This window comes from Streptomyces sp. NPDC008125 (genome assembly GCF_042957125.1).
In the GTDB taxonomy this organism is placed as follows: domain Bacteria; phylum Actinomycetota; class Actinomycetes; order Streptomycetales; family Streptomycetaceae; genus Streptomyces.
The window spans coordinates 285,954-310,081 of sequence record NZ_JBIBHR010000011.1 but is presented as its reverse complement, the minus strand read 5'-3'; the positions used below and the strand labels follow the sequence as shown (position 1 = coordinate 310,081).

21 protein-coding genes and 2 pseudogenes are annotated in these 24,128 nt (G+C 72.0%); 15 read left to right on the top strand and 8 right to left on the bottom strand.

From position 1 onward, the window contains the following. The first annotated feature begins 165 nt into the window (after nt 1-165). Both ACFZAX_RS20860 and ACFZAX_RS20855 read left to right on the top strand, forming a co-directional pair. Nucleotides 166-762, top strand: coding sequence for an NAD(P)H-dependent oxidoreductase (locus tag ACFZAX_RS20860; protein WP_390963326.1), 597 nt, complete (start codon nt 166-168; stop codon nt 760-762). 163 nt (nt 763-925) lie between these two features. Then, entirely contained in the window at nt 926-1,060 is a 135-nt protein-coding gene (locus ACFZAX_RS20855) for a hypothetical protein (protein WP_390963306.1), read from the top strand. A gap of 88 nt (nt 1,061-1,148) precedes the next feature. On the opposite strand, the gene ACFZAX_RS20850 is transcribed toward ACFZAX_RS20855, so the two are convergent. Beyond that, a complete protein-coding gene (locus ACFZAX_RS20850) occupies nt 1,149-4,223 on the bottom strand; it encodes a BTAD domain-containing putative transcriptional regulator (protein ID WP_390963305.1) in 3,075 nt (1,024 codons plus the stop codon). A 577-nt stretch (nt 4,224-4,800) separates the two neighbouring features. Here ACFZAX_RS20850 and ACFZAX_RS20845 point away from each other — a divergent pair. After that, nucleotides 4,801-5,529: an NAD(P)H-binding protein gene (locus ACFZAX_RS20845; protein ID WP_390963304.1), complete on the top strand. Its 729-nt coding sequence runs from the start codon at nt 4,801-4,803 to the stop codon at nt 5,527-5,529. A 131-nt stretch (nt 5,530-5,660) separates the two neighbouring features. Here the strand turns inward: ACFZAX_RS20845 and ACFZAX_RS20840 are convergent, their stop codons facing one another. Next, nucleotides 5,661-5,906 (bottom strand): hypothetical protein, encoded by a 246-nt coding sequence (locus tag ACFZAX_RS20840; protein ID WP_390963303.1) that lies wholly within the window; start codon nt 5,904-5,906, stop codon nt 5,661-5,663. 237 nt (nt 5,907-6,143) lie between these two features. Here ACFZAX_RS20840 and ACFZAX_RS20835 point away from each other — a divergent pair, with 237 nt between their 5' ends. Next, on the top strand, nt 6,144-6,365 hold the full coding sequence (locus ACFZAX_RS20835) for a DUF6243 family protein (RefSeq protein WP_327175627.1): 222 nt from the start codon (nt 6,144-6,146) through the stop codon (nt 6,363-6,365). A gap of 129 nt (nt 6,366-6,494) precedes the next feature. Here ACFZAX_RS20835 and ACFZAX_RS20830 read toward each other — a convergent pair. Next, nucleotides 6,495-6,661: pseudogene (locus ACFZAX_RS20830) on the bottom strand (transcriptional regulator); the annotation flags it as partial. Between the two features lie 93 nt (nt 6,662-6,754). Here ACFZAX_RS20830 and ACFZAX_RS20825 point away from each other — a divergent pair. The 7 genes from ACFZAX_RS20825 (at nt 6,755) to ACFZAX_RS20795 (ending at nt 13,180) form a co-directional block, all read left to right on the top strand. Then, nucleotides 6,755-7,012: a hypothetical protein gene (locus ACFZAX_RS20825; RefSeq protein ID WP_390963302.1), complete on the top strand. Its 258-nt coding sequence runs from the start codon at nt 6,755-6,757 to the stop codon at nt 7,010-7,012. Nucleotides 7,013-7,337: 325 nt separating this feature from the next. Then, nucleotides 7,338-7,991: an FCD domain-containing protein gene (locus ACFZAX_RS20820; RefSeq protein WP_390963301.1), complete on the top strand. Its 654-nt coding sequence runs from the start codon at nt 7,338-7,340 to the stop codon at nt 7,989-7,991. 45 nt (nt 7,992-8,036) lie between these two features. Further along, on the top strand, nt 8,037-8,792 hold the full coding sequence (locus tag ACFZAX_RS20815; protein WP_390963300.1) for a PIG-L family deacetylase: 756 nt from the start codon (nt 8,037-8,039) through the stop codon (nt 8,790-8,792). Next, a complete protein-coding gene (locus tag ACFZAX_RS20810) occupies nt 8,792-9,487 on the top strand; it encodes a 4-carboxy-4-hydroxy-2-oxoadipate aldolase/oxaloacetate decarboxylase (RefSeq protein ID WP_390963299.1) in 696 nt (231 codons plus the stop codon). Before ACFZAX_RS20815 ends, ACFZAX_RS20810 begins: the two co-directional genes overlap by 1 nt. A gap of 23 nt (nt 9,488-9,510) precedes the next feature. Next, nucleotides 9,511-10,593: a 4-oxalomesaconate tautomerase gene (locus tag ACFZAX_RS20805; RefSeq protein WP_390963325.1), complete on the top strand. Its 1,083-nt coding sequence runs from the start codon at nt 9,511-9,513 to the stop codon at nt 10,591-10,593. Next, nucleotides 10,590-11,543: a VOC family protein gene (locus ACFZAX_RS20800; RefSeq protein ID WP_390963297.1), complete on the top strand. Its 954-nt coding sequence runs from the start codon at nt 10,590-10,592 to the stop codon at nt 11,541-11,543. The genes ACFZAX_RS20805 and ACFZAX_RS20800 overlap by 4 nt, the downstream gene beginning before the upstream one ends. 320 nt (nt 11,544-11,863) lie before the next feature. Further along, nucleotides 11,864-13,180, top strand: coding sequence for an MFS transporter (locus ACFZAX_RS20795; protein ID WP_390963296.1), 1,317 nt, complete (start codon nt 11,864-11,866; stop codon nt 13,178-13,180). Between the two features lie 316 nt (nt 13,181-13,496). On the opposite strand, the gene ACFZAX_RS20790 is transcribed toward ACFZAX_RS20795, so the two are convergent. The 5 genes from ACFZAX_RS20790 to ACFZAX_RS20770 all read right to left on the bottom strand — a co-directional run bounded on the left by ACFZAX_RS20790 (nt 13,497) and on the right by ACFZAX_RS20770 (nt 19,334). Further along, nucleotides 13,497-15,698: a radical SAM protein gene (locus ACFZAX_RS20790; protein WP_390963295.1), complete on the bottom strand. Its 2,202-nt coding sequence runs from the start codon at nt 15,696-15,698 to the stop codon at nt 13,497-13,499. Beyond that, complete coding sequence (locus ACFZAX_RS20785; protein WP_390963294.1) at nt 15,695-17,068, bottom strand: MFS transporter; 1,374 nt, start codon at nt 17,066-17,068, stop codon at nt 15,695-15,697. The genes ACFZAX_RS20790 and ACFZAX_RS20785 overlap by 4 nt, the downstream gene beginning before the upstream one ends. 27 nt (nt 17,069-17,095) lie before the next feature. After that, the gene (locus tag ACFZAX_RS20780) at nt 17,096-17,689 is read right to left on the bottom strand and encodes a flavoprotein (protein WP_390963293.1); all 594 of its coding nucleotides are present in this window, start codon (nt 17,687-17,689) and stop codon (nt 17,096-17,098) included. Then, entirely contained in the window at nt 17,689-19,056 is a 1,368-nt protein-coding gene (locus ACFZAX_RS20775) for a radical SAM protein (RefSeq protein WP_390963324.1), read from the bottom strand. The genes ACFZAX_RS20780 and ACFZAX_RS20775 overlap by 1 nt, the downstream gene beginning before the upstream one ends. 80 nt (nt 19,057-19,136) lie before the next feature. Further along, entirely contained in the window at nt 19,137-19,334 is a 198-nt protein-coding gene (locus tag ACFZAX_RS20770; protein WP_266703991.1) for an aroma-sacti cluster domain-containing protein, read from the bottom strand. A 211-nt stretch (nt 19,335-19,545) separates the two neighbouring features. Here ACFZAX_RS20770 and ACFZAX_RS20765 point away from each other — a divergent pair. The 4 genes and pseudogenes from ACFZAX_RS20765 to ACFZAX_RS20750 all read left to right on the top strand — a co-directional run. Then, nucleotides 19,546-19,698, top strand: a pseudogene (locus ACFZAX_RS20765) (response regulator transcription factor); the annotation flags it as partial. Between the two features lie 6 nt (nt 19,699-19,704). Continuing rightward, on the top strand, nt 19,705-20,082 hold the full coding sequence (locus ACFZAX_RS20760; RefSeq protein WP_390963323.1) for an aroma-sacti cluster domain-containing protein: 378 nt from the start codon (nt 19,705-19,707) through the stop codon (nt 20,080-20,082). Nucleotides 20,083-20,165: 83 nt separating this feature from the next. After that, nucleotides 20,166-23,243: an AAA family ATPase gene (locus tag ACFZAX_RS20755; protein ID WP_390963291.1), complete on the top strand. Its 3,078-nt coding sequence runs from the start codon at nt 20,166-20,168 to the stop codon at nt 23,241-23,243. After that, nucleotides 23,240-24,115, top strand: a complete 876-nt coding sequence (locus ACFZAX_RS20750) for a S8 family serine peptidase (RefSeq protein ID WP_390963289.1) — start codon at nt 23,240-23,242, stop codon at nt 24,113-24,115. The genes ACFZAX_RS20755 and ACFZAX_RS20750 overlap by 4 nt, the downstream gene beginning before the upstream one ends. Nucleotides 24,116-24,128 lie beyond the last annotated feature (13 nt).

Sequence of the window (24,128 nt, the reverse complement as noted above, 5' to 3'; positions counted from 1 at the left end):
CAAGCCGGACGTCGCCCAGGGCGGCGGCCAGAACCCCGAGGCCATCGGTGACGCCGTCGCCGCGGTCGAGCGCCTGGTCACCGAGACCGCATGACGGTGCGCCGGAAGGCCGTCATCATCTTCTCGACCCCCGTCATCAACCCACGGAAAGAGGACGAACCCACCATGCGGTCCCCCAGATCATTTCTCTTCCTTCTCGGCAGCGCGCGCCCGGACGGCAACTCGGAGGCGCTGGCCCGGCGGGCGGCAGCGTCCCTGTCGGCCGATGTCGCCCAGCGGTGGATACGCCTGAGCGACCACCCGCTGGAGCCCTTCGAGGACCTGCGGCACGAGGGAACCGGTCAGTACGAGGAGCCGACGGGCAACGCCGGGCTTCTCCGGCAGGCGACGCTCGACGCCACGGACGTGGTCGTCGTCAGCCCTCTGTACTGGTACAGCGTCTCCGCGAGCGTGAAGCTCTACATGGACCACTGGTCCGGCTGGATGCGCGTCCCCGGACCGCGCTTCGCGGACGGTATGCGGGGCAAGACCCTGTGGGGGGTGACCGCGTACGCGTCGGACGACGCCGCCCTCGCGGACCCCCTCGTCGGCACCCTGCGCAACTCCGCCGACTACTTCCGGATGACCTGGGGCGGCGTACTGCTCGCCAACGGCACCAGGCCGGGGCAGATCCAGGAGGACGAGGCCGCACTGGGCCGTGCCGCGGTCTTCTTCGCCGGTGTCGGCGCGGCGGACCCGCCGGACGTCCTCACCACTCTCTGAGGGTTCCGGGGCACGGGAGCGGCCTGGATCCGGCGGTACGCCTGCCTCGTCGCGGGGCGGTACCGGGACGGTATGCGGGGGGTACTGCCCTCCGCGAGATTCCTCATCACAGAGAGCGGGGACCGAACAGGACGGGTCGCCGCCGAATGCGAGGGGAACCGAGATGCGGAAGAAGCTGGCCGGACTGGTGGGAATCCTGACCGCGGCCGTACTGTTGTTCGGAATCGGCGCGACAGCTCCCTCGGCCGGGCACGAGAACCGTGCGGCCGACATGGGCCCGACCTCGGCCGGTGCATGAAGGCTCCTGCCCCGCGCCGGGCAGGAGCGTGTGCCGGTGGCCACGCGCGTGGTCACCGGCACACGCTCCCCCGGCAGCCCGTTCGCGGTCACCCTCGAACGGGCTGCGGCACCTCCATGAAGGCCAGCAACGAGGCTGCTTCAGCCCGGTGTTCGACCGCGAGATGGGTCTCGCCGAACGCCTCGGCCACCCGGGCCAGCCCGAGCAGGGCGGAAGCGTCCTCGGGGCGGAAACGCATCGATGCCGCCATCGTGTGGGCGTGGGCGTAGAGCTTCCTGGCGACCGCGTACTCGCGCCAGTCGAAGTGGAGGTCTCCGACGAGGTTCTCCACCTTCACGAGACGGATCTGCGTGCCGCTCGACCGGGCGAGCACCAGAGCGCTCCCGGCGAACTCCCGCGCGGCGGCGTCGTCCCCCAGAAGATGGGCGACCTTGGCGGACAGCGCGTGCACCAGCCCGGAGTCACCGGGACCGGTGGTCTCACCGCACAGCTCGCGGGCGCACTTGAGGAGTTGCCCGGCCTCCTCGTACTCGCCGAGTCCCACGCGGGCGAACGCGAGATCGGCGAGTGCCATGATCTCATTGCTCCGGTAACCGTTGGCGCGGCTGGTCTCCATCGCCCGCAGAGCGGCGTCGGCAGCCTCGGTGTGGCGGCCCCATCGCTCGTACAGCGTGCTGAGGACGGTCAGGTTCTCCGCCTCCGAACGCGTCGAGCCCAGGTCGGCGGCCAGCACGATGGCACGCTCGACCAGCGGCAGGGCTTCACGGTAGCGCCCCAGTTCCGAGAGGAGCAGCCCCATGTTCGCTTCGCTGTGTGCTTCGGTGTGCCGATCCCCCTGTCGCCTCGCGATGTCCCGCCCCTCCTCGGCTGCGGCGAGCCCTTCCTCGAAGCGGCCGAGCTTCCAGCAGGCCGAACCGAGGTTCGACAGCGCCACGCAGAGCAGACCGGGATCACCGAGTCGCCGGGCGGCGGAGACCGCGAGATGGCCGAGGTTCCAGAGCATGTCGAACTGGCCGCGCGAGTGGAGGAGGAAGTTGAGATTGCGGGTGAGCGCGACGGTGTGCCGGTCGTGTGCCTGCCGCCCGGCGAGAGTCACCGTCGCCAGGAGCCCGCTGTGCTCACGAGCGAACCACTCCGTGGCGGCGTCCTTGTCCGGGAACACGGGGCGTGCGCCGGTGTACGGTTCGAGGCCGCTGGGCCGGGACGCCCGGCCGGACGAGATCAGTTCGCACGCGGCGTCGGTGGTCGTCACGTAGTAGCTGAGCAGTCGTTCGAATGCCTGTGAGGCAGCGGCCCCGTCCGCCGCGGATCCCCCCAGGTCCTGGGAGAAGCTGCGCACGAGGTCGTGGAACGTGTACAGGCCGATGCCGGGCTGCTGGACCATGTGCACGTCGAGCAGCGTCTCCAGCAGGTCCTCCGCGTCCTTCGCGCCGGTGCCGAGGAGCGCGGCGGCCGAATGGACGTCGAAGATCATCCCCGGATGCAGGCCGAGCAGGCGGAACGCTGTGCGGTGCCGCTCGTCCATCGCCAGATACGACAACTGGAGTGTCGCGGCGACGCTCCGCTCGCCCGACCGGAGTTCGTCCAGTCGGCGGGTTTCGTCGCGGAGCCGCTCGACCAGGTAGCGGATGGTCCATCTGGGCCGGTTGCGCAGACGGGCGGTCGCGATGCGCAGGGCCAGGGGCAGGTGTCCGCACAGCTCGGCGAGCTCCGCCGCGGCCTCCGGCTCGGCGCGCAGGCGTTCCGGACTCAGTGTCTCGGCCATCAGCGAAGTGCTCTCCTCGGGCGAGAGCAGTCCCACGGATACCCACTCCGCGCCGTCGAGGTCCACCAGCCTGGCCCTGCTGGTGGTCAGCACCAGGCAGCCCGAGGTGGTGGGCAGCAGGGGACGGATCTGGTCCGCGTTCGCGGCGTTGTCGAGCAGCAGCAGGAGCCGGTGGTCGCCGAGTGCGGAGCGCCACAGTCCCGTGCGCCCCTCGAGTTCGTCGGGAATCCTGTCGGCGGGGACGCCCAGGGCCCGCAACAGCATGTCCAGCGCGGTGGAGGGTTCGACCGGCGTCTCCCCCGGCGTGAACCCCCTGAGGTCGACGGCCAGTTGGCCGTCGGGGTACTCCCCGGCGAGGAGGTGCGCAGCGTGGACCGCGAGCGAGGTCTTCCCCGCGCCCCCCATCCCGTCGATGGCCACCAGATGGGCGCAGGGCCCACCGCCGGCCCGGCTGCCCTTGCGCAGGTGGCCGAGGAGTTCGGTCAGCTCGCGGTCGCGTCCTGTGAAGTCGGAGAGCCCGGGAGGCAGGGTGCACGGCGGCGCGAGGGGCGCGGGAGCGGAGAGACTCGCGTGCAGCGCGTCGGGGAACTCGCGCGGTGCCGACGACTCCGGAAGCGCCAGAGCCGGGTTGCCCCGCAGGATGCCGGTGTGAAGCTCGGCCAGTTGGGGACTGGGGTCCACTCCGAGACGCTCGACCAGGAGGTCCCGGACCCGCCCGTACTCCTCCAGTGCTTCCGCTTGGCGGCCGGAGCGGTAGAGGGCGAGCATCAGGTGCCCGCGCAAGGTCTCCCGCAGGGGATGCCCGGAGATGAGGGTGCGCAGCTCGGCGATGAGCTCGCTGCTCTCTCCGAGCAACAGGCGTAGCTCGAAGAGCTGATCGGCGGCAGCGAGACGGCGGTCCTCCAGGGCGGTCGCGGCGGCGTCCACGACCGGTCCGCCCACACCCATCAGCGCCGGCCCTCTCCAGAGCGCCAGAGCAGCGCGCAGCGCCTCCGCCGCCTGGGCGGGCCTTCCTTCCCGCAGGGACCTGCTCGCGGTCCGGGTCAGTCCGTGGAATTCAAGGAGATCAAGCTGTCCTTCGCCCAGTTTCACACGGTAACCGGCGCCGTCGGTGAGAATGACGGAGGCCCCCTGTGGCATTCTCCTCCGCAAATCAGCAATGGCCTTGCGGACTTGATGAGCCACCGTGGTCGGAGGTTCCTCTCCCCAGGCCGCCTCGGCGAGACGAGCGGCGGGTATGACCCGACCCGGATCGAGCAAGAGAGTGGCGAGGATCCTCTTCTGGACCTGACCACCGAAAACAAGCTGCTCTTCACCGCTCCAACCCTCAAGTGGGCCAAGGATGTTGATGAGCAGTCCTGGGTTCCGGGGACCCGATCCGCGTCCCGCGTCGACCATTGCCCCCTCCCTTCGAATAACGGCACACCTTGGGCAATCGTCTTACCGAAGGCAAATTTGTTCCTGCGAATCCACAGTGAGGTGGAGTGTAAAGCGCCTTTCGGGAACAGGCACCGTCCGGGGTTCACCCCGAGAAGAACGCGGTCCGGTTGGTCAGGAGATGCGGCAGTTCATGCGGTGACCCGATCGGCCTCGCGCGACGGTCCGAGCGCCGGAAAGCTCCTCCCCCGCGGAGTCGGCCGCGGCCGGGGGTCCGCCGCCCGGCCCGCGGCACCTCTCGCTGGAGCCGTCCCGCCCGCGTGCGACCGTGCGTCCCGGCACACCTCCGGGGCGATGGGCGGACACCCCCGACGATCGGCGGAGATCCGGAGGCGCTCTCCGGCCCTCGGGGCCGGGCGGCGACACCCCGCCCACCGTCGGGGCCACGACACCCCGCCCACCGTCGGGGCCACGATGCCGCGCCCCAGGGCCGACCGGACACCCCGACCGCCGGATGCACCCGGACGCCACGCTCGGACCACGCCGACCGATGCCCTCTATGTCATATTTCGATACATCTCCGAGCGAAGGGCATCCCATGAAGTTCGCGGTCATCGGCGGTACCGGGCTGATCGGCTCGCAGGTCGTCAACGATCTGAACGCCGCAGGTCACGAGGCGGTTCCGCACTCCCAGTCCACCGGGATCGACGTCATCAGCGGGCGCGGGCTCACGGAGGCGGTGGCGGGGGCCGACGCCATCGTCAACCTGACGAACTCCCCCACCTTCGACGAGGCGTCCCCGGCGTTCTTCCAGAAGTCGATGGACAACCTCCTGGCGGCGGGCGCCGAGGGCGGTGTCGGCCACTTCGTGATCCTCTCGATCGTGGGAGTGGACCAGGTCCCCGAGCTGGACTACTACCGGGCCAAGAAGCTCCAGGAGGACATCCTCGCGGCCGGGCCGATCCCGTACTCGATCGTCCGGGCGACCCAGTTCATGGAGTTCGTCGAGGCGGTGCTCTCCTGGACCACCGAGGGCAGCACCGTGCGGCTGCCCGCCACGCCGATCCAGCCGATCGCCGCCGCGGACGTGGCCCTGGCGGTGGCCGAGGTCGCCGCGGGCTCCCCGCTGGGCGGGGTGCGCGACATCGCCGGCCCGGACGTCTTCACCCTGGACGAGCTGGGCCGGATCACCGTGGCTCACGCGGCCGACGGCCGCACCGTCGTCACCGACCCCACCGCCGGGATGTTCGCCGCGGTCAAGGGCGACGTCCTCACCGACAGGAGCGCCCACCTCGCCCCCACCCGCTACGCCGACTGGCTCGCCTGAGCGGCCGGACGGGCGCGGGTACGGCTCGGACGCCGAGCCGGGCCAGCACGGCGACGGTCGGGGCGCCGACACCGGTGTCCAGGGTGGGCCGGCGGACGGGGGCGAAGAAGGGGCTGCGCTTGACCGGGACGTCACGGGACGGTGCCGTTCCTGACGGCCTCGGCGTACAGCTCCGGGTCGGTGCCGCCGATGCCCCCGTAGGTGAACGGCACCCCGTACGCGTCCGGGACCAGGCTCAGGTCCTCGCCGGCGGTCTGGAGTTCGACGGTGTGCGCGTCCTCGCCGGAGTGCGCGTCCTCGCCGGAGTGCGCGTCCTCGCCGGAGTGCGCGTCCTCGCCGGAGTGCGCGGCGAACGTCTCGGTGGCCCGCCCGGTCACGGCCGCGTCGTTGACGGGGGGGGCGGGAAAGCGGCGATCTTCCCGACCAGCGGCTACGGCACCTCGCCGCGGGGGCCTGCCGTGCGGGAATGGCGTAACGTCTTGGCCATGTTCTTCCAGACACCGATTTACGAGTGAGAGCGTGACGGGCCCCCGCTGACGTCCGGTTCCTACGTCGCCGCGCCCGTCCCCCACCGATGAATCCGTAGATCACTTCACATCATTCCGGGAGAACCCGTGAGCAAGAACATCAACAACCCCGTGGGCATGGGCGGCGGCCAGCGCAAGCGGCAGTCCCGCACCGAGCGGCAGAACAACGGCCCGCACCGCAACCTCGACCGCCAGGGCGCCGCCGACCAGAAGGCGGAGCTGGTGCGCAAGATGCGTGAGAAGGCCGCCGCGGCCGAGGGCGCGACCGGGACCTCCGGGCAGACGGGCGACGACACCGCACAGAGCTGAGCACAGCGCTGACGCCGAGCAGCTCCCGGTGCCCGCCCGGGTCGCGGGCGTCGCCGGGAGCTCTCGGATGCGCCGGGAGCTCTCGGATGCGCCGCGACGCCCGGCGCGACGGCGGCGCCACCGCTCCGCCGGGGACTCCCGGTTCCGGGTGGCATGGAGACTGCCCAGCAGGGACACGCCTGGGCGCTCGGACTTCCCGGTTCGGCGTGGTGGATCACCAGCTGCCGGCCCGGCGCGCCGCGGACGTCGAAGGACTGGTACATCAGGTCGAGCGGGCCGACGTCGGGATGGTTCAGGACGAGCTCCGCGGCGTTCGGACAACCGTCCCGTAGCAGGCACAGCGCCGGGATGACCGTTTCGCGGGTCTGGGCCGCTCACCGTCGGATGCGGTGCCCGCCAGCCGGTACAGACGCTCCCGCGCCGCACGGACGCAGGCCGGCGGCCGGCAACCGGGCGACCCGGTCCGGGCGGCCGCCGCCGTCCTGCGCGCTCTCGACGCACCGGATCCTCCCGCCCACCCCGTCCTCGGCTCGGACGCTCTGCGCCTGGTCCGTGCCGGACGCGACGCGGCCGACAAGGATCTGAGCGCCTGGGAGGAGCTCACTCTCCCGACCGACTTCCCCCGGGAGGAGAGGGCGGGCCGGTAGGCGCTCCGCCGGTACGGAATCAGCGGGCGGACGGCAGCCGACCGTCGAGCCCCGGGCCGCCCCGGTCCGGGACCGGGGTCGTCCACGGAGTCCCCGACACCGGGCAGGTGCCGGGGACGTTCGTCTTGCGCCGCCCCGTACGCTCCCCCCGCAGCTCCGCCACTCCGCCCGCCCGGCCCCCGCCGTTCCGCCCGCCCGGCCTCAGCCGCTCCCCCGCCGCTCCTCCCGCCGGACGGGAGCCCTCGGGTCATGAGGTGCAGACAAAATCGTTGACAATTCTGTTCGCGAGATTTAGCTTCGACAAGCACTCACTCAGGGAGGGCAGATGCCGGAGGAAACCCGTCCGGGCTCCGGAGAACAGGCGAAGCAGTACGCGCTGGGACGGTTGCGGGACACGATCCTGCGGGGCGGGATGGCACCGGCTCAACGGCTGGTGGAGACCGAACTCGCCGCGCAGTACGGCGTCACCCGCGCCAGCATCAGGGCGGCGCTGCTCGACCTCGCCTCCGAGGGTCTGGTCGAGCGGATCCGCAACCGCGGGTCCCGGGTGCGTGTGGTCACGATCGAGGAGGCCGTGGAGATCACCGAGTGCCGGATGGCGCTCGAAGCGCTGTGCGCCGCCAAAGCCGCCGAGATCGCGACCGACGCACAGATCGACGAGCTGGCCGACTTGGGCGAAGCCATGTCCGAGGCGGTCGCCGGCGGCGATCCGGTCTCCTACTCCGATCTCAACCACGATCTGCACACCCTGATCCGGGTCGTCTCCGGCCAACGGACGGCCGTTGCCCTTCTGGAGCGTCTCAACGCACAACTGGTGCGTCATCGCTTCCGGTTGGCCTTGCGTCCGGGGCGTGCGAAGCAGTCCCTGAGTGAGCATCTGGCGGTGATCGAAGCGATCTCCGCCAGGGACCCGCGAGCGGCCGAAGGGGCCGTACGCGCCCACCTCAGCAGCGTGATCGACGCCTTGCGCGACGACTGACGCACCTCTGGGGCGGGTGCGCACCTGTCACCAAGGAGATACAGCATGACCGACGCCACCGGCGCGCCCGCCGTCGCCACTCGATCGACACTGGTCGTCACCGCCCATGCCGGGGACTTCGTGTGGCGCGCCGGCGGCGCCATCGCGCTGGCCGCCGCGCGCGGCGAGAAGGTCACCCTCGCGTGCCTGACCTTCGGCGAGCGCGGCGAGTCCGCCAAGGCCTGGCGGGAGGGGAAGAAGCTCGACGAGATCAAGGCACTCCGTCGCGACGAGGCCGAGCGCGCCGCGGCCGTGCTGGGCGCCGATGTCCGCTTCTTCGACGCCGGCGACTATCCGCTGGTGGCCACCGCCGGACTGACCGACCGGCTCGTCGCGGTCTACCGCGAGACGCAGCCGGACGTCGTCCTCACGCACCCGGTCGAGGACCCGTACAACGGCGACCACCCGGCCGCCAACCGCATGGCCCTGGAGGCCCGCGTCCTCGCCCAGGCCATCGGCTACCCGGGCGAGGGGGAGATCATCGGAGCCCCGCCCGTCTTCTACTTCGAACCGCACCAGCCCGAGATGAGCGGCTTCAGGCCCGAGGTCCTGCTCGACATCACCGAGGTGTGGGACACCAAGCGCAAGGCCATGGAGTGCCTGGGTGCGCAGCAGCACCTGTGGGACTACTACACCGATCTCGCCGTACGGCGCGGAGTCCAGCTCAAGCGGAACGCGGGCCCGAACCTGGGACTGGCCCACCGGACCATGGCCGAGGCCTACATGCGCCCCTACCCGCAGATCGCGAAGGAGCTCGCCTGATGCCCGGAGTGATCGTCACCGGCCCGCCCAGGGCCGAGGCCGAAGACGTCGAGGCACTCGCCGGCTACGGAACCGCCACCGTCGGCGAGGCGATGGGCCGCACCGGCTTCCTCGGCACCCATCTGCGCCCGGTCCAGAGGGACGTACGCGTCGCGGGTACCGCGGTCACGGTGCTGTGCTGGCCCGGCGACAACCTCATGATCCACGCGGCGGTCGAGCAGTGCGGCGAGGGCGACATCCTCGTCGTCACCACCACCTCGCCCTGCACGGACGGCCTGTTCGGCGAGCTGTTCGCGACGGCCCTGAAGCGGCGCGGTGTGCGTGGGGTGGTCATGAACACCGGCATCCGGGACACCGCCGAGCTGCGCGCGATGGGCTTCCCCGCCTGGTCGGCCGCCGTCAGTCCGCAGGGCTCGGTCAAGGCCACCGGCGGCAGCGTCAACGTGCCGATCGCGATCGGCGGCCAGGTGATCCGTCCCGGCGATGTGATCGTCGCCGACGACGACGGCGTGGTGGTCGTCGAGCGCGAGCACGCCCGGCGGACCGCCGAGGCGGCCGAGGCGCGCGAGCGAAAGGAGGCCGGAGCCCGCGCCGCCTTCCAGGAGGGCCAACTCGGGCTGGACCGTTACGGGTTGAGGGAGACTCTCCAACGGCTCGGCGTCGAGTACCGCACGCATGAGGAGCACTCCTCGTGAGCGGGTCCGAGGGCGTCCGCTGCATGCTGATGCGGGGCGGCACCTCCAAGGGCGCCTACTTCCTGGCCGGCGACCTGCCCGCGGACCCCGCCGCCAGGGACGCTCTGCTGCTGCGGATCATGGGCAGTCCGGACCCGCGCCAGATCGACGGCCTCGGCGGCGCCCATCCGCTCACCAGCAAGGTGGCCGTGGTGTCGGTCTCCGACGATCCCGAGGTCGACGTCGACTACCTTTTCCTCCAAGTCGGCGTCGCCGAGGCACAGGTGTCGGGCCGCCAGAACTGTGGCAATCTGCTCGCCGGAGTCGGTCCGTTCGCCGTCGAACGCGGTCTGGTCGCCCCGGGCGACGTCGGGACCTCCGTCCGTGTCCGCATGCTGAACTCCGGCGACCTCGCCACGGCGACGTTCCCGACACCCGGCGGCCACGTGGAGTACGGGGGCGGCACGGAGATATCCGGAGTCCCCGGGAGCGCCGCCGCCGTCGTCATCGAATTCCCGCCGGGCTCGGGGGCGTTGCTGCCCACGGGAAACGCGCGGGACACCGTCGCCAGCACCGGGGTCACCTGCGTGGACAACGGCATGCCGACCGTCCTCGTACCCGCTGAAGCCCTCGGTGTCACCGGTCATGAGGAACCCGCGGAGCTGGAGGCGGACGAGAGGCTCGCCCGGCGCCTCCGTGACATCCGGCTGGCGGCGGGTGAGGCGATGGGGCTCGGCGACGTCTCCGCCGCCACCGTGCCCAAGCTGACGCTGCTGGCCCCGCCGCTCCACGGGGGCGCGGTCACCACCCGTACGTTCATCCCGGTCCGCTGCCACACCGCGATCGGCGTTCTCGGCGCCGCGAGCGTGGCGGCGGGACTGCTCGTCGAGGGAAGCGTCGCGGAGGGCATCGCGGACCTTCCGGAGCGGGGTGAACGGCTCCGTATCGAGCATCCCAGCGGGTTCACAGACATCGAGAGCAGTCTGGACCGCACTCCCGGCAACCGGCCCCGGGCCCACCGCACGGCGGTGGTCCGTACGGCACGCAAGATCTTCGACGGCACCGTCTTCCCCCGGTCGACCGGGACGGCGCCGCCGAACGCACCCCTGACAGGAGATCGAGCATGACTCCGCCGCTCGGCGACATCGCACACATCGGCCACGTCCAGTTGTTCACCCCGGACCTGGACGCCTCGGTCGCCTTCTTCACCGACTTCCTCGGTCTCACCGTGAACGGGCAGGACGGCGACACCGTTCGCCTCAGGACCTTCGACGACTACGAGCACCACAGTCTCGTCCTCACCGCCCGCGAGCAGCCCGGCCTCGGCCGGCTCGCCCTGCGCACCTCCAGCGAGGAGGCTCTCCGGCGCCGGGTCGAGGCCGTCGAGGCGGCGGGCGGCACCGGCCACTGGGTCGAGGACGAACCAGGCATCGGCAGGCTCTACGTCACCACCGACCCGGACGGTCACGAGCACGCCCTCTACTGGGAGAGCGAGTACTACCGGGCCCCGGACGCACTCAAACCCGCCCTCAAGAACCAGCCGCAGGCGAAATCCGACCGGGGCGTCGGCGTGCGCCGGCTCGATCACGTCAACTTCCTCGCGGCCGACGTCCTGGCCAACGCCGAGTTCCAGGAACACGTGCTCGGCGCCCGCCCCACCGAGCAGATCCAGCTCGACTCGGGGAAGATCGCCGCCCGTTGGCTGACCTTCACCGACAAGTCGTACGACGTCGTGTACACGTCCGACTGGACGGGCAGCGAGGGCCGACTGCACCACATCGCCTTCGCCACCGACACCCGCGAGGACATCCTGCGCGCCGCCGACCTCGCCATCGACACGGGCGTCTTCATCGAGACCGGCCCGCACAAGCACGCCATCCAGCAGACGTTCTTCCTGTACGTCTACGAGCCGGGCGGCAACCGGATCGAGCTCTGCAACCCGCTCACCCGGCTCGTCCTCGCCCCCGACTGGCCGCTCGTCACCTGGACCGAGGAGGAGCGCAGGAAGGGCCAGGCCTGGGGCCTGCGGACCATCGAGTCCTTCCACACCCACGGCACGCCCCCCGTCCAGGGCTGACCGCAGTCCGGCCGACCCGCGTATCCGGCCCTGGGAGCGCCGCGGCCCACGGACCGCACGAGAGCTGTGCGCGTCCTGTGCGGCACCCCGGGGCCCCATCGTTGCCGTAATTGTTAACAAAAGTGTTGACGAGTAGTCGGCGGCTTCTTAATGTCGAGCCACACCGAATCGCCGGCTCCCCCCGAAGCCCGCGGTTGCGGGGGCGCTCCGCCCCTTCCCGCTCTCTCACCGGCCGCGCGAGCCGCACCGGCCCCACACCCCTTGCAGCCAGGGCCCACGGCCCCGTACCGCCCTGGCGTCCCGCTCGAGAGGAAACAACGATGTCCTCCTCCGCCCCCTCCCGGCCCGCCCAGGCGCCCGGGACCACGGCTGCCCGCAGAAGCCGCAACGCCGTCATCGCCCTGTGCTGGGGACTCGTCCTCCTCGACGGCATCGACACGTTCATCTACGGCTCCGTGCTCCCGAAGATGCTCGGCGGCCACAGCCTCGGGCTCACCCCCGACACCGCCGGCACGATCGGCAGCTACTCCAACTTCGGCATGCTGCTCGGCACGGTCCTGTCGGGCATGGCGTCGAACTGGATCGGCCGCCGCGTCACCGTCTTCACCAGCGTGGTGATCTTCACCCTCGCCACCCTGGGCACCGGCTGGTCGACTTCCGTGGGCCAGTTCGGCGTCTTCCGCTTCGTGTGCGGGTTCGGTCTGGGCGCCCTGCTGCCGATCGCGATCTCGTACGGCATGGAGTTCACCTCCAGGGGCCGCCGCGCCCTCGCCACCGGCGTCATCATGACCGCCCACCAGACCGGCGGGGCCGTGGCCCCGCTGATCGCGCTCTGGCTGGTCGACGACCACGGCTGGCGCTCGGCCTTCTTCGTCTCCGCGATACCCGCGCTGATCCTCCTGCCGCTCGCCTTCAAGCTGCTGCCCGAATCGCCGACCAACCTCCTCACCCGTGGCCGCCGTGCCGACGCCGAGCTGCTCGCCGCCGACTTCGGCACCGAGCTGCCCGAGCCCAGGGCGAACACCACGGACAGGCTGGACGCCCTGAAGAACCTCTTCCGCGGCGGCCAGTGGTCCACCACGCTGTGCTTCTGGCTGACGTCCTTCGCCGGCCTGCTCCTGGTCTACGGCGTCGGCCAGTGGCTGCCCAAGATCATGGTCGACCTCGGCTACGACACCGGGGACTCCCTGCTCTTCTCGACGTTCCTCAACGTCGGCGGCATCTGTGGCATGCTCGTCGCCGGCCGCACCGCCGACCGGATCGGCCCCCGCAAGGTCGTCATCGCCTGGTTCGTGCTGACCGCGGTCTTCGTCTACCTCATGGGCGTCGAGATGTCGGTCGGCGTCCTGTACGCGGTGGTCTTCTTCGCCGGACTGCTCCTCTTCTCGGGCCAGACCATGGTCTACGCGACCGTCGGCACCCACCACGACGACGAGGACCGCCCCACCGCCCTCGGCTGGGTCTCCGGCATGGGCCGCTTCGGCGCCATCTTCGGCCCGTGGATCGGCGGCGCGCTGATCTCGGCGGGCAACGCCGACATCGGCTTCGCGATGTACGCCTGCGCCGCCCTGTTCGGCGCGGTGATGATGTCCCTGGCCGCCCTCACCATCAAGGCGCGCGCGGCCTCGCACGCCTGATCGCCCGAAACCGGAGGTGGGCCCCCCGGCACGGAACCGCAGCGCTGGAGGGCCTCGGACGTCCGCCGAGGCCCCCGTCCGGGGCGGTCGCGGCGCAACCGTGTGCGCCGTCGACCGCGTCCCGGCCGGCCCGGCGGTGTCCGAGGCCGTGCGCAGGAGGCGGAGAAGCCCGATCCCCACCCGGGGGTTCGGTGGGTCGGGTGCCCGGGAGCCCCGGAGCCGCCGACGACATGGCCGGCGCGGACCGCTCCGCCGAGTTCGCGCCCGGCCTGATGCCCGGCGTCCCCCTCGTCCGCCCCGGCCGCCCCGGGCGTTCTCAGACCCGGGCCTGCGTCGCGAGCATCAGGCGCAGGGCGCGGGTCATGGCGTTGTCCGTGCCGAAGTCCACCCCGGCGGGCACCTCGACGAGGCCGCCGTTGGCCATGACCAGGACGCCGCAGGCCCCGGGGCGGGCCGTGCCGGGGCCGTCCAGCCATTCCTCGTACGCGCCGGACGTGGTGTCGAGGTGCGCCCTGCTCCTGCGGCTCACCTCCGCCATCAGCTCGTCGACACCGGTCAGTTCGTCGACGGAGGCGAACGGGACCCTCACCACGGGCTCCTCGACCAGGCGGACACGGGGCTCCTTCTCGCGGCCGGTCCCCTCGGCCGCCTCGGGCAGCAGTCCCCGGCCGAAACGCGCGAAGTACAGCAGGGTGTGCGCGGAGTCGATGCCGCCGAGGAAGGGGCGGTCGAAGCTGGTCCTGCGGTTTCCGGCGCTGTACTCGCGGGGAATCCGCGGGTCCTCCGCCGTCGGCCAGTGCGCCTCGCCCGTCTCCCGGTCCCGCCAGGGCACGTAGCGCCGGATGTCGTCGGAGGCGGACAGCGGCATCAGATCGATCCCGAAGCGCCCGGGGTCCTTGGCCACGATGGAACCGGGTGTCAGAGCGAACACCCCGATGCCCGAGGTGGTCCACAGCTTCTCGTGGTGCTGGAGGAACTCGTACGTCGCCAGCGCCTCCGCCCGGGTCTCGGTGGGGAAGCCGGTGAAGCCCATCATCTGGGCGGCGATGCCGTTGCGTGCCAGCTCGGCCAGGACCTCGGGGACGACGTCGATCCCGACCCCCTTGTCGATGAGGTCGAGGATCCGCTGGGCGCCGGACTCGTAGCCGAAGGAGATCGCGACGCAGCCGGAGGCCGCGAGGAGTTCACCCACGGCACGCTTGGGGAACGTGCGTTCCAACCGCAGCTCGGCGGACCACCGCAGGTCCAGGGTCGATTCCGCGAGGGCGGCGGCGAGGGTGCGCAGATAGCGGGGGGACATGGCGTCCACCGCGAAGTACAGGGTCCTGCCGTGGCGGCTCGCCTCCCGCAGGTCCTCCAGCACGGCGGCGACAGGGCGTTCACGCGACGGCGAGGTCGGCCGGTCGGTGTTGAGGCCGTAGTCGCAGAAGGTGCACTTGTTCCAGTAGCAGCCCCGGGTCGGGCTGTAGAGGATCACCGGCTCGGGTGCCCAGTAACGGTCCCAGTCCCACACGTCGTACGCCGGGGAGGCGAGCGCCGCCACATTGCTGTACGCGATGTCGGGGGCCGGCCGGCTCCTGGTCATCACGCCGCCGATGGCCTCGAAGGCGTCGCCGCCCCGGACCGCGCCGTTGCCGACCGCGTCGAGGATGCCGATGAGGGCGGTCTCGCCCTCGCCGGGAACGATGAGGTCGGCGTCCTGGAAGACCCGCCACGGGGCCGCGAGGTCCGGGGCGTACTTGACGACGTCGCCGACCTCGGTGCCGCCGAAGACGATCACCGTGTCGGGCAGCACGGTACGGATCAGGCGGGCCATCCGCAGGGCGACGGGCAGCTGGCTGGTGTAGTTGACCGACAGACCCACCACCGCCCAGGGGCGTTCGCGCAGTTTCGGGACGAACTCGTCGGCGAAGTAGCCCTCGAAGGGGCGGGCGAGGGCCGCCGGGACCGCCGGGTCGGACAGGTCCGCCGTACTGCACAGGTTGACGGCGGACTTCACCCGCATCGAGAAGCCGTCCGCCGCGCCGGGCGGCATCTCCAGGGCGATCAGGTCCCACCACCGGCTCATCACCGCGACCGCCTGGGCATAGGTCGGGGGGTGGTAGAAGTGCTCGGGGTCCTGGAACACGCCGATCGCGTCGCGGGCCGATGTGGTGCTCAGGCCCTCGGCGGCCAGCGCCTGCCGGTAACGGATCTCGTCGTGCCGGCGCGGGGCGGCGGACCTGGCCTCGATCCCGGCGCGGGTGCGGCGGGCGGCGGCGAGCGTCGCGCCGAAGCGCCCGGGGTCGGCGAGGTAGGTGAAGGCGTCGAGGTTGGCGTCCACACAGGCGTACTCGGTGTGGCCGGCCTCGCGGGCCGCGCCCACGAGGTACGGGATCGAGTGGTAAGCGGTCGTCGGGTCGGTCACCGGCGGGTTGACCAGCAGGTAGGCGGTGTTGCCGGTGCCCCGGCCCGGCCGCCGGCCGTGGTCGGGCTCCTCCTGGAACCGCGGCATGCCCAACGGGACGAACACGCTCATCGTTGTGACTCCTGACTGTTGTCCTGCCGTGGATGCGTGGCACGGGCGGCCGGCACGCCGGATGCGGGGCCGCTCGCCGGGGCCCCCGGTGGTACGGGGGCCGGTGGGGCGTACTCGGTGCCGGAGCGGTGGTCGCGGAAGGCGCGCTGGGTGAGCGCGCCCAGGACGGACAGGGCGATGGCCGCGCCCGCCACCGGGAAGAACGGGGCCGCGCCGAGGTGGCGGACCCCGAAGCCGGCCACGGCCACGGAGACCGGGAAGGTGCCCATGACGGCCAGCATGACCAGGCTCATGACCCGGCCGATGAGTGCCGGAGGGGCCCAGACCTGGAGCAGCGTCACCACGACGATGTTCTGCCAGCCGCTGGCCAGCGCGTAGACGCACACGCACACCGCGGCGCCGGCCAGGCCCCCGGCGTACGGGACGACGCTCAAGGCGATGCCCATGACGACCGCGAGGGCGGCGAAGAGGTAGGCGGGCGACTCCACCGGCCGGCTGCGGGCGGCCACCAGCGAACCCGCCAGACCGCCCAGGCTCAGGCAGGTCAGCAGGACGCCGTAGCCAGTGGCGCCCATGCCCTGGTGGGCCAGTTCGGGCAGGGCCACCTCGATCGTGCCGTTGAAGGCCAGGTTGCAGACGAGGGCCACCACCAGGACGACGTGCAACAGCCTTCCGTGGCGCAGCAGTTCGGCGAAGGTCGTCTCGCGGGCCGGGGATTTTTCGGCACCCGCGGGCCCGTCCTTCTGCGGCGCGTCCGCATCCGCGCCGGAGCGTATCCGGGCGAGCACCAGCGCCGACACGAGGAAGGACGCGGCGTCGACCGTGAGCGCCGGACCCGCGTCGAAGGCGGCCACCAGGGCGCCGCCCGCCGTCGGCCCGAGGAGTCCGCCGACCTGGTTGACCATGGTCGACAGGGCGTTGCCCCGGCCCAGGTCCTCCTTGGGCAGCAGGGCGGGCAGAAGCGTGTACGAGGCGGGGATGAAGACCCCGGAGCAGGCGCCCAGGACGACGGCGATGGGTGCGAGCTGGGCCAGGGTCGGCGTCCCGGTCGAGGCGAGCACCGCGAGGATGCCCACGGCGGCGGCCCGCACCAGGTCGGCCACGAGCATCACCCGCCGGCCGCCGATCCGGTCGGCCACCACGCCGCCCAGCGGGATGGTGACGACGCGGGGGATGCCGTAGCAGGCCAGGACCGTGCCGAGCAGGACGGGGCCGCCGTCGCCGGAGAGAATCAGCCACGGCAGCGCCACGGCGTAGCAGTAGTCGCCGACCGTGGAGGAGAGCTGCCCGGCGAGCAGCAGCCGGAAGCCGCGCACCGACATCGGTCCGCTCGTCAGTGCCGTACGGAACCTCTGTCTGGCCGGTGCCACGTGTCCTCCTCGTGCCGGTGCCGGTGCTCAGCCGCCGAGCGGGTCTACGTCCAGGTCCAGGAACTCGCGGATGACCGCGGTCACGGTGTTCGCCGGTGGCAGCCCGAGGTTCTTGCGTACGTCGCCCGCGGAGATCTGCCAGGCGGGGGCGGGCACCGGGTCCACGACGGCGTGGCCGTCGGCGCGCAGCCGGGCCACGTTCCGGCGGACGGCCGGGCGCTCCCACATCAGGCTGTTCATGCTCGGGAAGAACAGCACCGGGCGCTCATGGGCGAGGAGTGCCGAGCTGAGGAGTCCGGAGGCGAGTCCGTTGGCGGCCTGGCCGAGCATGTTGGCGGTGGCGGGCAGGACGACGAACCGGTCCGCCCAGACGGCGGGGCCGACATGACCGATGGTCAGTTCGTCCTCGCCGTCGCAGTACACGTCCCGGCACAGCAGACGCATGGTGGCGGCCGGGACGAGCACGGCGGCGGAGCGGGTCATGGCCATGCGGATCTCGACGCCGGGTCCGAGGCCGGTGCGCAGGGCCATGAGGTACTGCGGAAGGGCGAGCACGTTGCCGGAGCCGCACACCCCGATGAGCAGTCGGCGAGGGGAGTCCGGGCCGGTCTGCGCCGTCATCACCGGGCCCCGGCGGGCTCACCGGCCGCCTCGCGCAGGCCGACCTGGGCGGCGACGAGATCGAGTCTTTCCTGGACGTTGTACTTGTAGCTGGGGCAGGGCGGATGGCCTTCCTGCCATGCCTTGGGGCAGGCGCCGCCGCAGGTGGGCATGAAGACGCAGCCCTTGCACCAGGTGGTGCCCTCGGCGATCTCGTCGTTCCAGCCGTCGAACGGGCCCAGCGGCCGGATCGGTTCGGTGCCCGCCCGGTCGATGTGCGTCAGCGGGAGGGTGCGCTCGGCCTCGGGGACGAGGGGGTACTCGCTGCACGAGAAGATGTTGCCGGTGCTGCTGATGATCTCGGACGAGCGGGTCGTGGCGGGGCAGAGGACCTTCCGGGCGGTGGTCGGCATCAGCTGCGTGTGCAGCCCGTGCTCGGAGAGCAGCCGGAGCCACCCCGTCTCGCGTTCGGCGAACTCGTTCTTGGACACCTCGATCGCCGATATGTCGTTCCCCCACGAGTGGACGGGAAAGATCGAGAAGGACACGCGGGGGTGGCTGAAACCCAGCTCCGCCATCAGCTCGATATAGCGGGGTACGGCGTCCTGGTTGTGTACATCCACATTCGTTCGGAACGAGAAATGGGTGGGACCAAGATCCGGTTCGTCGAGTACGGAACGCACGGCGCGCACGATGTTCCAGAAAGATCCGCGTCCGCTTTTCAGTGGCCGGTGTTCATTGTGTATGTCCGGCGGCCCGTCGATCGTGATCTCGAAATGGGTGACCCCGCAGGAGCGGATGAGCGTGTTGATTTTCTTCGGGGTCAGGAGGGAGCCGTTGGTGACGATCACCGAGGAGTAGGCGACCCCGCGCTCGGCGGCGGCGGCGACGAACCGGGGGGCGAGGTCGCGGATGACCGCGTAGCCCATCATCGGCTCGGCCCCGAACCAGTCGATGCGGGCGCTGCGGGTCTCCGGGGCGTTCACGGCGCGCAGCACGCGGTCGCGGACCCGGCTGCGGTGGTCGTGGGAGAGCCCGCCCCGGGTGTGCTCCTGGCCGCAGTAGGCGCACCCCATGTTGCAGTAGGAGGTCGGCAGGAGGGCGATGTGCACGGCCGAACGCTCCGCCGAAGCCTGTCGGTTGCGGTCGAGTACGGCGGACAGCTCGTCCTCGCCGGCCGGTACGAGCACCTGGGCCGCGCGCAGGGCGCCGGTCCAGGCCGGGGTGAGCGCACCGGCGTCGCCGGCCTCCAGGGCCCGCGCGGTGGGGAGGTCCACCGCGAGGGTGCTCGCGGTGCGGGTGCTGTAGGCGAGCCGGACCGGTACGCCCGTGGTGGCGGCGTACGCGCGGTCGCTGAGCACCAGGTATCTGCTGACTTGGTCCATCATCACGCTCCAACTGGGGGTCCGGGCGCACGGCGGTCCGGTGGGTCCGGCGGCCGGGGCCGCCGGACCCACCGGGTCTGGAATCAGCAGAGGACGTTGACCTGGTTGTCGTTCACCTGGCCCTCGACCGCGGCCGACACGGCGTTGAGCCGGGCCTGGATGGAGCCGAGGACCGCGACCTCGTCCGGGCTGAGGGCACTGAAGACGTCGCGCTCGGACTCCGACAGCAGGTCGACCGGGGTGCCGGCGCTGCGCAGCGCGTCGAGGGGTGCTTGCGACATGGGTCACTCCTTCATGGGGATGGTCACGGGCTGGTGCAATCGCAAGGATGCTCCGGCACGCCCGGGCTTCGTATCCCTCGAATGACTATGATTCCGGTGGCATATGAACCCACTCAAGGCGTGCTTGTCCGGAGCATGACCCGCAGCTACTCTCTTGCCCGGGAGCGCGGCATTTCTCTGCCGGCCAACGCTTCGCTCGCCGAAACGAGGGGTGAAGATTTTGACCAGGCGTGAGATTCTGATCGCTTCGCTCGTGGCCGCCGGATCTTCGAACCGGGATATCGCCGAGGCTCTGTGCATCAGCCCGCACACGGTGGCGGCTCATTTATGCAACATGCTCCGGAGAACGGGCGCGTCGAATCGTACGGAAATGATTGCGCGACTGTACGCGCAGGGTGTGCTGGTCCAGGGGATCTGGCCACCGCTGCCCGCGGAGGAGCGGAAGCGGCAGGAGGCCCCCGCGGCCATCGGCGCCCTCGCGGCGGTAACGGTCGCGGAGTGCTCCATCGGATCGGCCGGCGCCCCACGCGACTGGCCGCACTACGGGAACGAGGTACCGGTCGCCATGTCCTTCGACGCCCTGCACGCACTACGTGAGGCCGGCCACCCGGTGGACCTGCTGGCGGTCGAGCAGCGCTCGGTCCTCTCGGCGCTCAGCGAGCACGAGGTCCAGGTCCTCAACACCGTCAAGGAGCGACTGGAAGCGGTGTCCGGTGAGGTGGAGGGACAGGACCTCAAGCTCCTGTGAACGGCGCGGCGCGGTGCGGCGGTTGCCGTGCCGCGGTGCCGGACGGAGCCCGGTTCTGCCCGGAGTGCGGCACACCGGTCATCGTGGGGGCGCCTTCGTCGGACAGCCGCAGAATCGTCACGGCGCTCTTCATCGACCTCGTCGGCTCGACGGTGCTCGCCGAGACCCTGGACCCCGAAGCGCTGCGGCGCACGATGGACCGGTACTACCGGGCCTGCACGACGGCGGTCACCGAACACGGTGGCGTGGTCGAGAAGTTCATCGGCGACGCCGTGATGGCCGTCTTCGGGGCGTTCGTCACCCATGAGGACGACGCGCTGCACGCGGTCCGGGCGGCGTGCGCCGTCCGGGAGGCCGTGACGGCCATCGGGACCGGCGCCGGAGGGTCCGGTGCGGGGGTGCCACTGGACACCCACTGCGGGATCGCTTCGGGCGAGGCCGTGGTGGCGGGGGTTCTCGGCGGCGCGGCCAGGGTGGTCGGGGACGTCGTGCACACCGCCGCCCGACTCCAGTCGCACGCCGAGCCGCACGAGATCCTCATCGGCGAGGAGACGGCCCGCCTGGTCGGCGGCCGGGTCCGCATGGAGGCCGTGGCGCCGCTGCGGGTGAGGGGCAAGCGCGAACCGGTCGCCGCCCGGCGGGTGTTGTCCGTCCTCGACGCGGCGAGCCGGGAGGACCTGGTCCCGCTCGTCGGACGTGACGGTGAACTACGGCTGCTGCTGGACGGGTTCGCGGAGATACGGGGCGAGCGCCGCAGCCTCCTCGTCACGGTCGCCGGCCCCCCGGGCATCGGCAAGTCGCGCCTGGTGCGGGAGTTCCTGGGCCGCGCCGGGGAGGATGCCGTCGTCCTGAGGGCCGGCTGCCAGGCGTACGGTGCCGGACTCGCCCACCGCCCGCTGGCCGAGGCGGTCGGGTCGCTGCCCGGCGGCTGGGAGGAAGCGCGAGGGGCGCTGGAGACGCTGCGCCCGAGCGCGGACCGCGCCGTCACCGCCCTCGCCGTCGCCCTGGGCATCCGTACCGAGAGCGGGCTCCCGGTGAGCGTCGACGAGATCGGGTGGGCGTTCCGGCGGCTCCTGGAGGCCCTGGGCCGCGCCGCCCCGGTGATCCTGGTCCTGGAGGACTTCCAGTGGGCGCAGCCGACCCTCTCCGAGATGGTCGCCGATTTCGGCACGGGCGCCCGGGACACCCCGCTGCTGGTCATCCGCGTGGCGCGCGCCGAGACGGGCGCGGTGCCGGCCGGGGACCTCGGCCTGCGTCCCGACGCGGTGCCGGCCGGGGACCTCGCCCTGCGTCTCGACGCCCTGCCGCCCGCGCAGACCGAGCGGCTGGTGGGACTGCTCGCGGACCGGGCGGAGGTCGCCGCGCAGGAGGCGGTCGCCACCGGGGACGACCTGGCCCGGGTCGTGCGGGAGTGCGACGGCAACCCGCTGTTCGCGGAACTGCTCCTGGAGAACCTGGCCGGCCACCGGGCCGTGGACCAGGGCGTCCCCACGTCGATCCGGGTCCTGTTGACGGCCTGGCTGGACCGGCTGCCGGCTGCCGACCGGGCCGTGCTGGAACGAGCGGCGGTGGTGGGTGCGTCGTTCAGCGCCGAGGACGTGCGCGCACTCGCCGTGAACGAGCCCGCGCTGGCGGGCGGGGTCCTCGACGACGCCCTGGCCAGGCTGCTGCACTCCCGGGTGATCCACGTGTTCGGCTCGCCCGGCACGTACCGGTTCACCCGCGCACTGGCCCGGGACACGTTGTACGAGATGACCTCCAAGGCCCGGCGCGCGGCCTGGCACACCGTGCTCGCGGACCGGCTCGAAGCCCGTCCGCCGGGCCCGGCCGCGGAGAGCGACCTCGCCCACCGCCTGGAGTCCGCGTGGCGCCTGCTGTCCGAGGCCGATCCGGGCGATCCCGGGCTGCCCGCGCTGACCGGGCGCGCGGCCCGCGCCCTGGTGGCCACCGGGTACCGGGCACTGCGCCGCCGGGACCTGCCCGCGGCCGTCTCGCTGATGGAACGCGGGCGCGGCCTGACTCCGGACGGCGACCCCCAGCACCGGGTGCTCGCGGCCCGCATCACCGACACGTACGCCGCGCTGGGCCGCTGGGAAAGCGCCCGGCAGGCCGTGGCGGAGGCGGAGCGCAGGAACGGGGACGACGCCCCGACCCGGGACACCTGCGCCATCCTGCGGCAGCTGATCGCTCTGCGCTCGGGCGGAGCGGAGCCCGCCGGCGCCCCGTACGCCCCGGGTGCCAAACGTGCCGTGCCCGGTCCGGCGGACGACCTGAGCTGGTGCAGGCTGCACCAGCTGTCCTCGCTGCGGAGCTTCGCCGAGGGCCGGGTCGGCGCGGCGGAGGGCTCGATGCGTGACGCGCTCTCCCGGGCGCGCGGGCTCGGCGACACGTACGAGGGGAACCGCATCCTCGCGTCGATCTGTGAGCTGACCCAGTGGTCGCCGACCCCGCTCACCCAGGCCATCGGCCTCTGCGAGGAGCTGGTCCGCCGGTTCGACGGCGACCGGAGTCTGCTCGTGCCGGTCCTGCTCACCCGTGCCCGGCATCTGGCCCTGTCGGACCGGGTGGACGCGGCCCGCGAGGACATCGCGCTGGTCCGCAGGCACTGCGACGACCTGGCACTGGCCCTCGGGACGCTCGCGGCCGGCCAGACGGCGGGGTTCGTCGAGTCACTCGCCGGGGCGCACCTGCCGGCCGCCGGCCACTACACGGCCGCGGCGGACGGGCTCGCCGCTCTGGGGCAGACCCGGACGGCGACCACCTTGCGCCTGTACGCGGCCCGGGAGCGGTTCTGCGCCGGGGACGGCTTCGGTCCGGACGCGGCCGAACTCGCCGGGCCGCCCGCGGACCGGCCGGAGGAGACCCGTACCCGGGCCGTCCGGCTGGCGCTGCGGGCGCGGGTCCGGGCGCGGGCCGGGGCGTACGAGGACGCGGTCGGGGACGCCGAGCGGGCGACCGCCACCCTGGACGGCACCGACGACCCCTGTCTCATCGGTGACGTCTGGTTCGAGGCGGCCCGGGTGCTGGACGCCGCCGGTGAGGCGGAGCGCGCCCGGCATGCCGCCGGGCGGGCGCTGGACGCCCTGACGGCGAAGGAGGCCGTGCTCCCCGCCCGGACCGTACGGGCGTGGAGAGCGGGCGGACCGGGAGACGACCGATGAGCGATCCACCCTGGAGACGGCCCGCGCGCCCCTACACGCCGGGCGTGCCCGCCTGGGGCGTGACGAGGGCTCAGGCGCGTGAGGGGTTCGCGTCCGTCCCCCTGGAATCGGTCTCCCCGGAGTGGGCGTGGGGCGGATCCGACGGTGCCGGGGTCCGGGTGTGCGTCGTGGACAGCGGGATCGAGGGCGGCCACCCGATGGTCGGCCCGGTCGACCTCGCCATGACGGCCGTCACGGCCGAGGACGGCGAGGTGGAGATGGTGCCGTGCGAGCCCACCGACCACGCCGGACACGGCACCGCCTGCGCCGGGGTGATCCGGTCCCTCGCGCCGGGGGTCTCGCTCTCGTCCGTCCAGGTGCTGACCGACGGCAAGACGGGCAGCGGCCCGGCGCTCGTCGCCGGGCTCTCCTGGGCCGTCGAGCAGAACTTCGACGTCATCAACCTGAGCCTGGCGACGACCCGGCCGGCCCTGACCGCGCAGCTCCACGAGCTCGCCGACCGGGCCTACTTCCGCCGGTGCGCGCTCGTCGTCTCCGCGCACAACCGGCCGGTGCCCAGCTATCCCTGGTCGTTCTCCTCGGTGATCTCCGTGGCGAGCCACGACGAGGACGATCCGATGACGTACTACTACAACCCCGCACCGCCCGTGGAGTTCCACGCACGCGGTGTGCGCGTCCCCGTGGCGTGGCCCGGCGGCGGCACCATCCGCTCGACCGGCAACAGCTTCGCCGCGCCCCACATCTCGGGCCTGTGCGCGCTGATCCTCGGCAAGCACCCCTGGCTCACACCGTTCCAGCTCAAGACGGTGCTGTTCCTCTGCGCCGGGAACACCACCGGTCGACTTGGAGGTGCGCATGACGAAACCCGTTGACGCCGCGACGCCC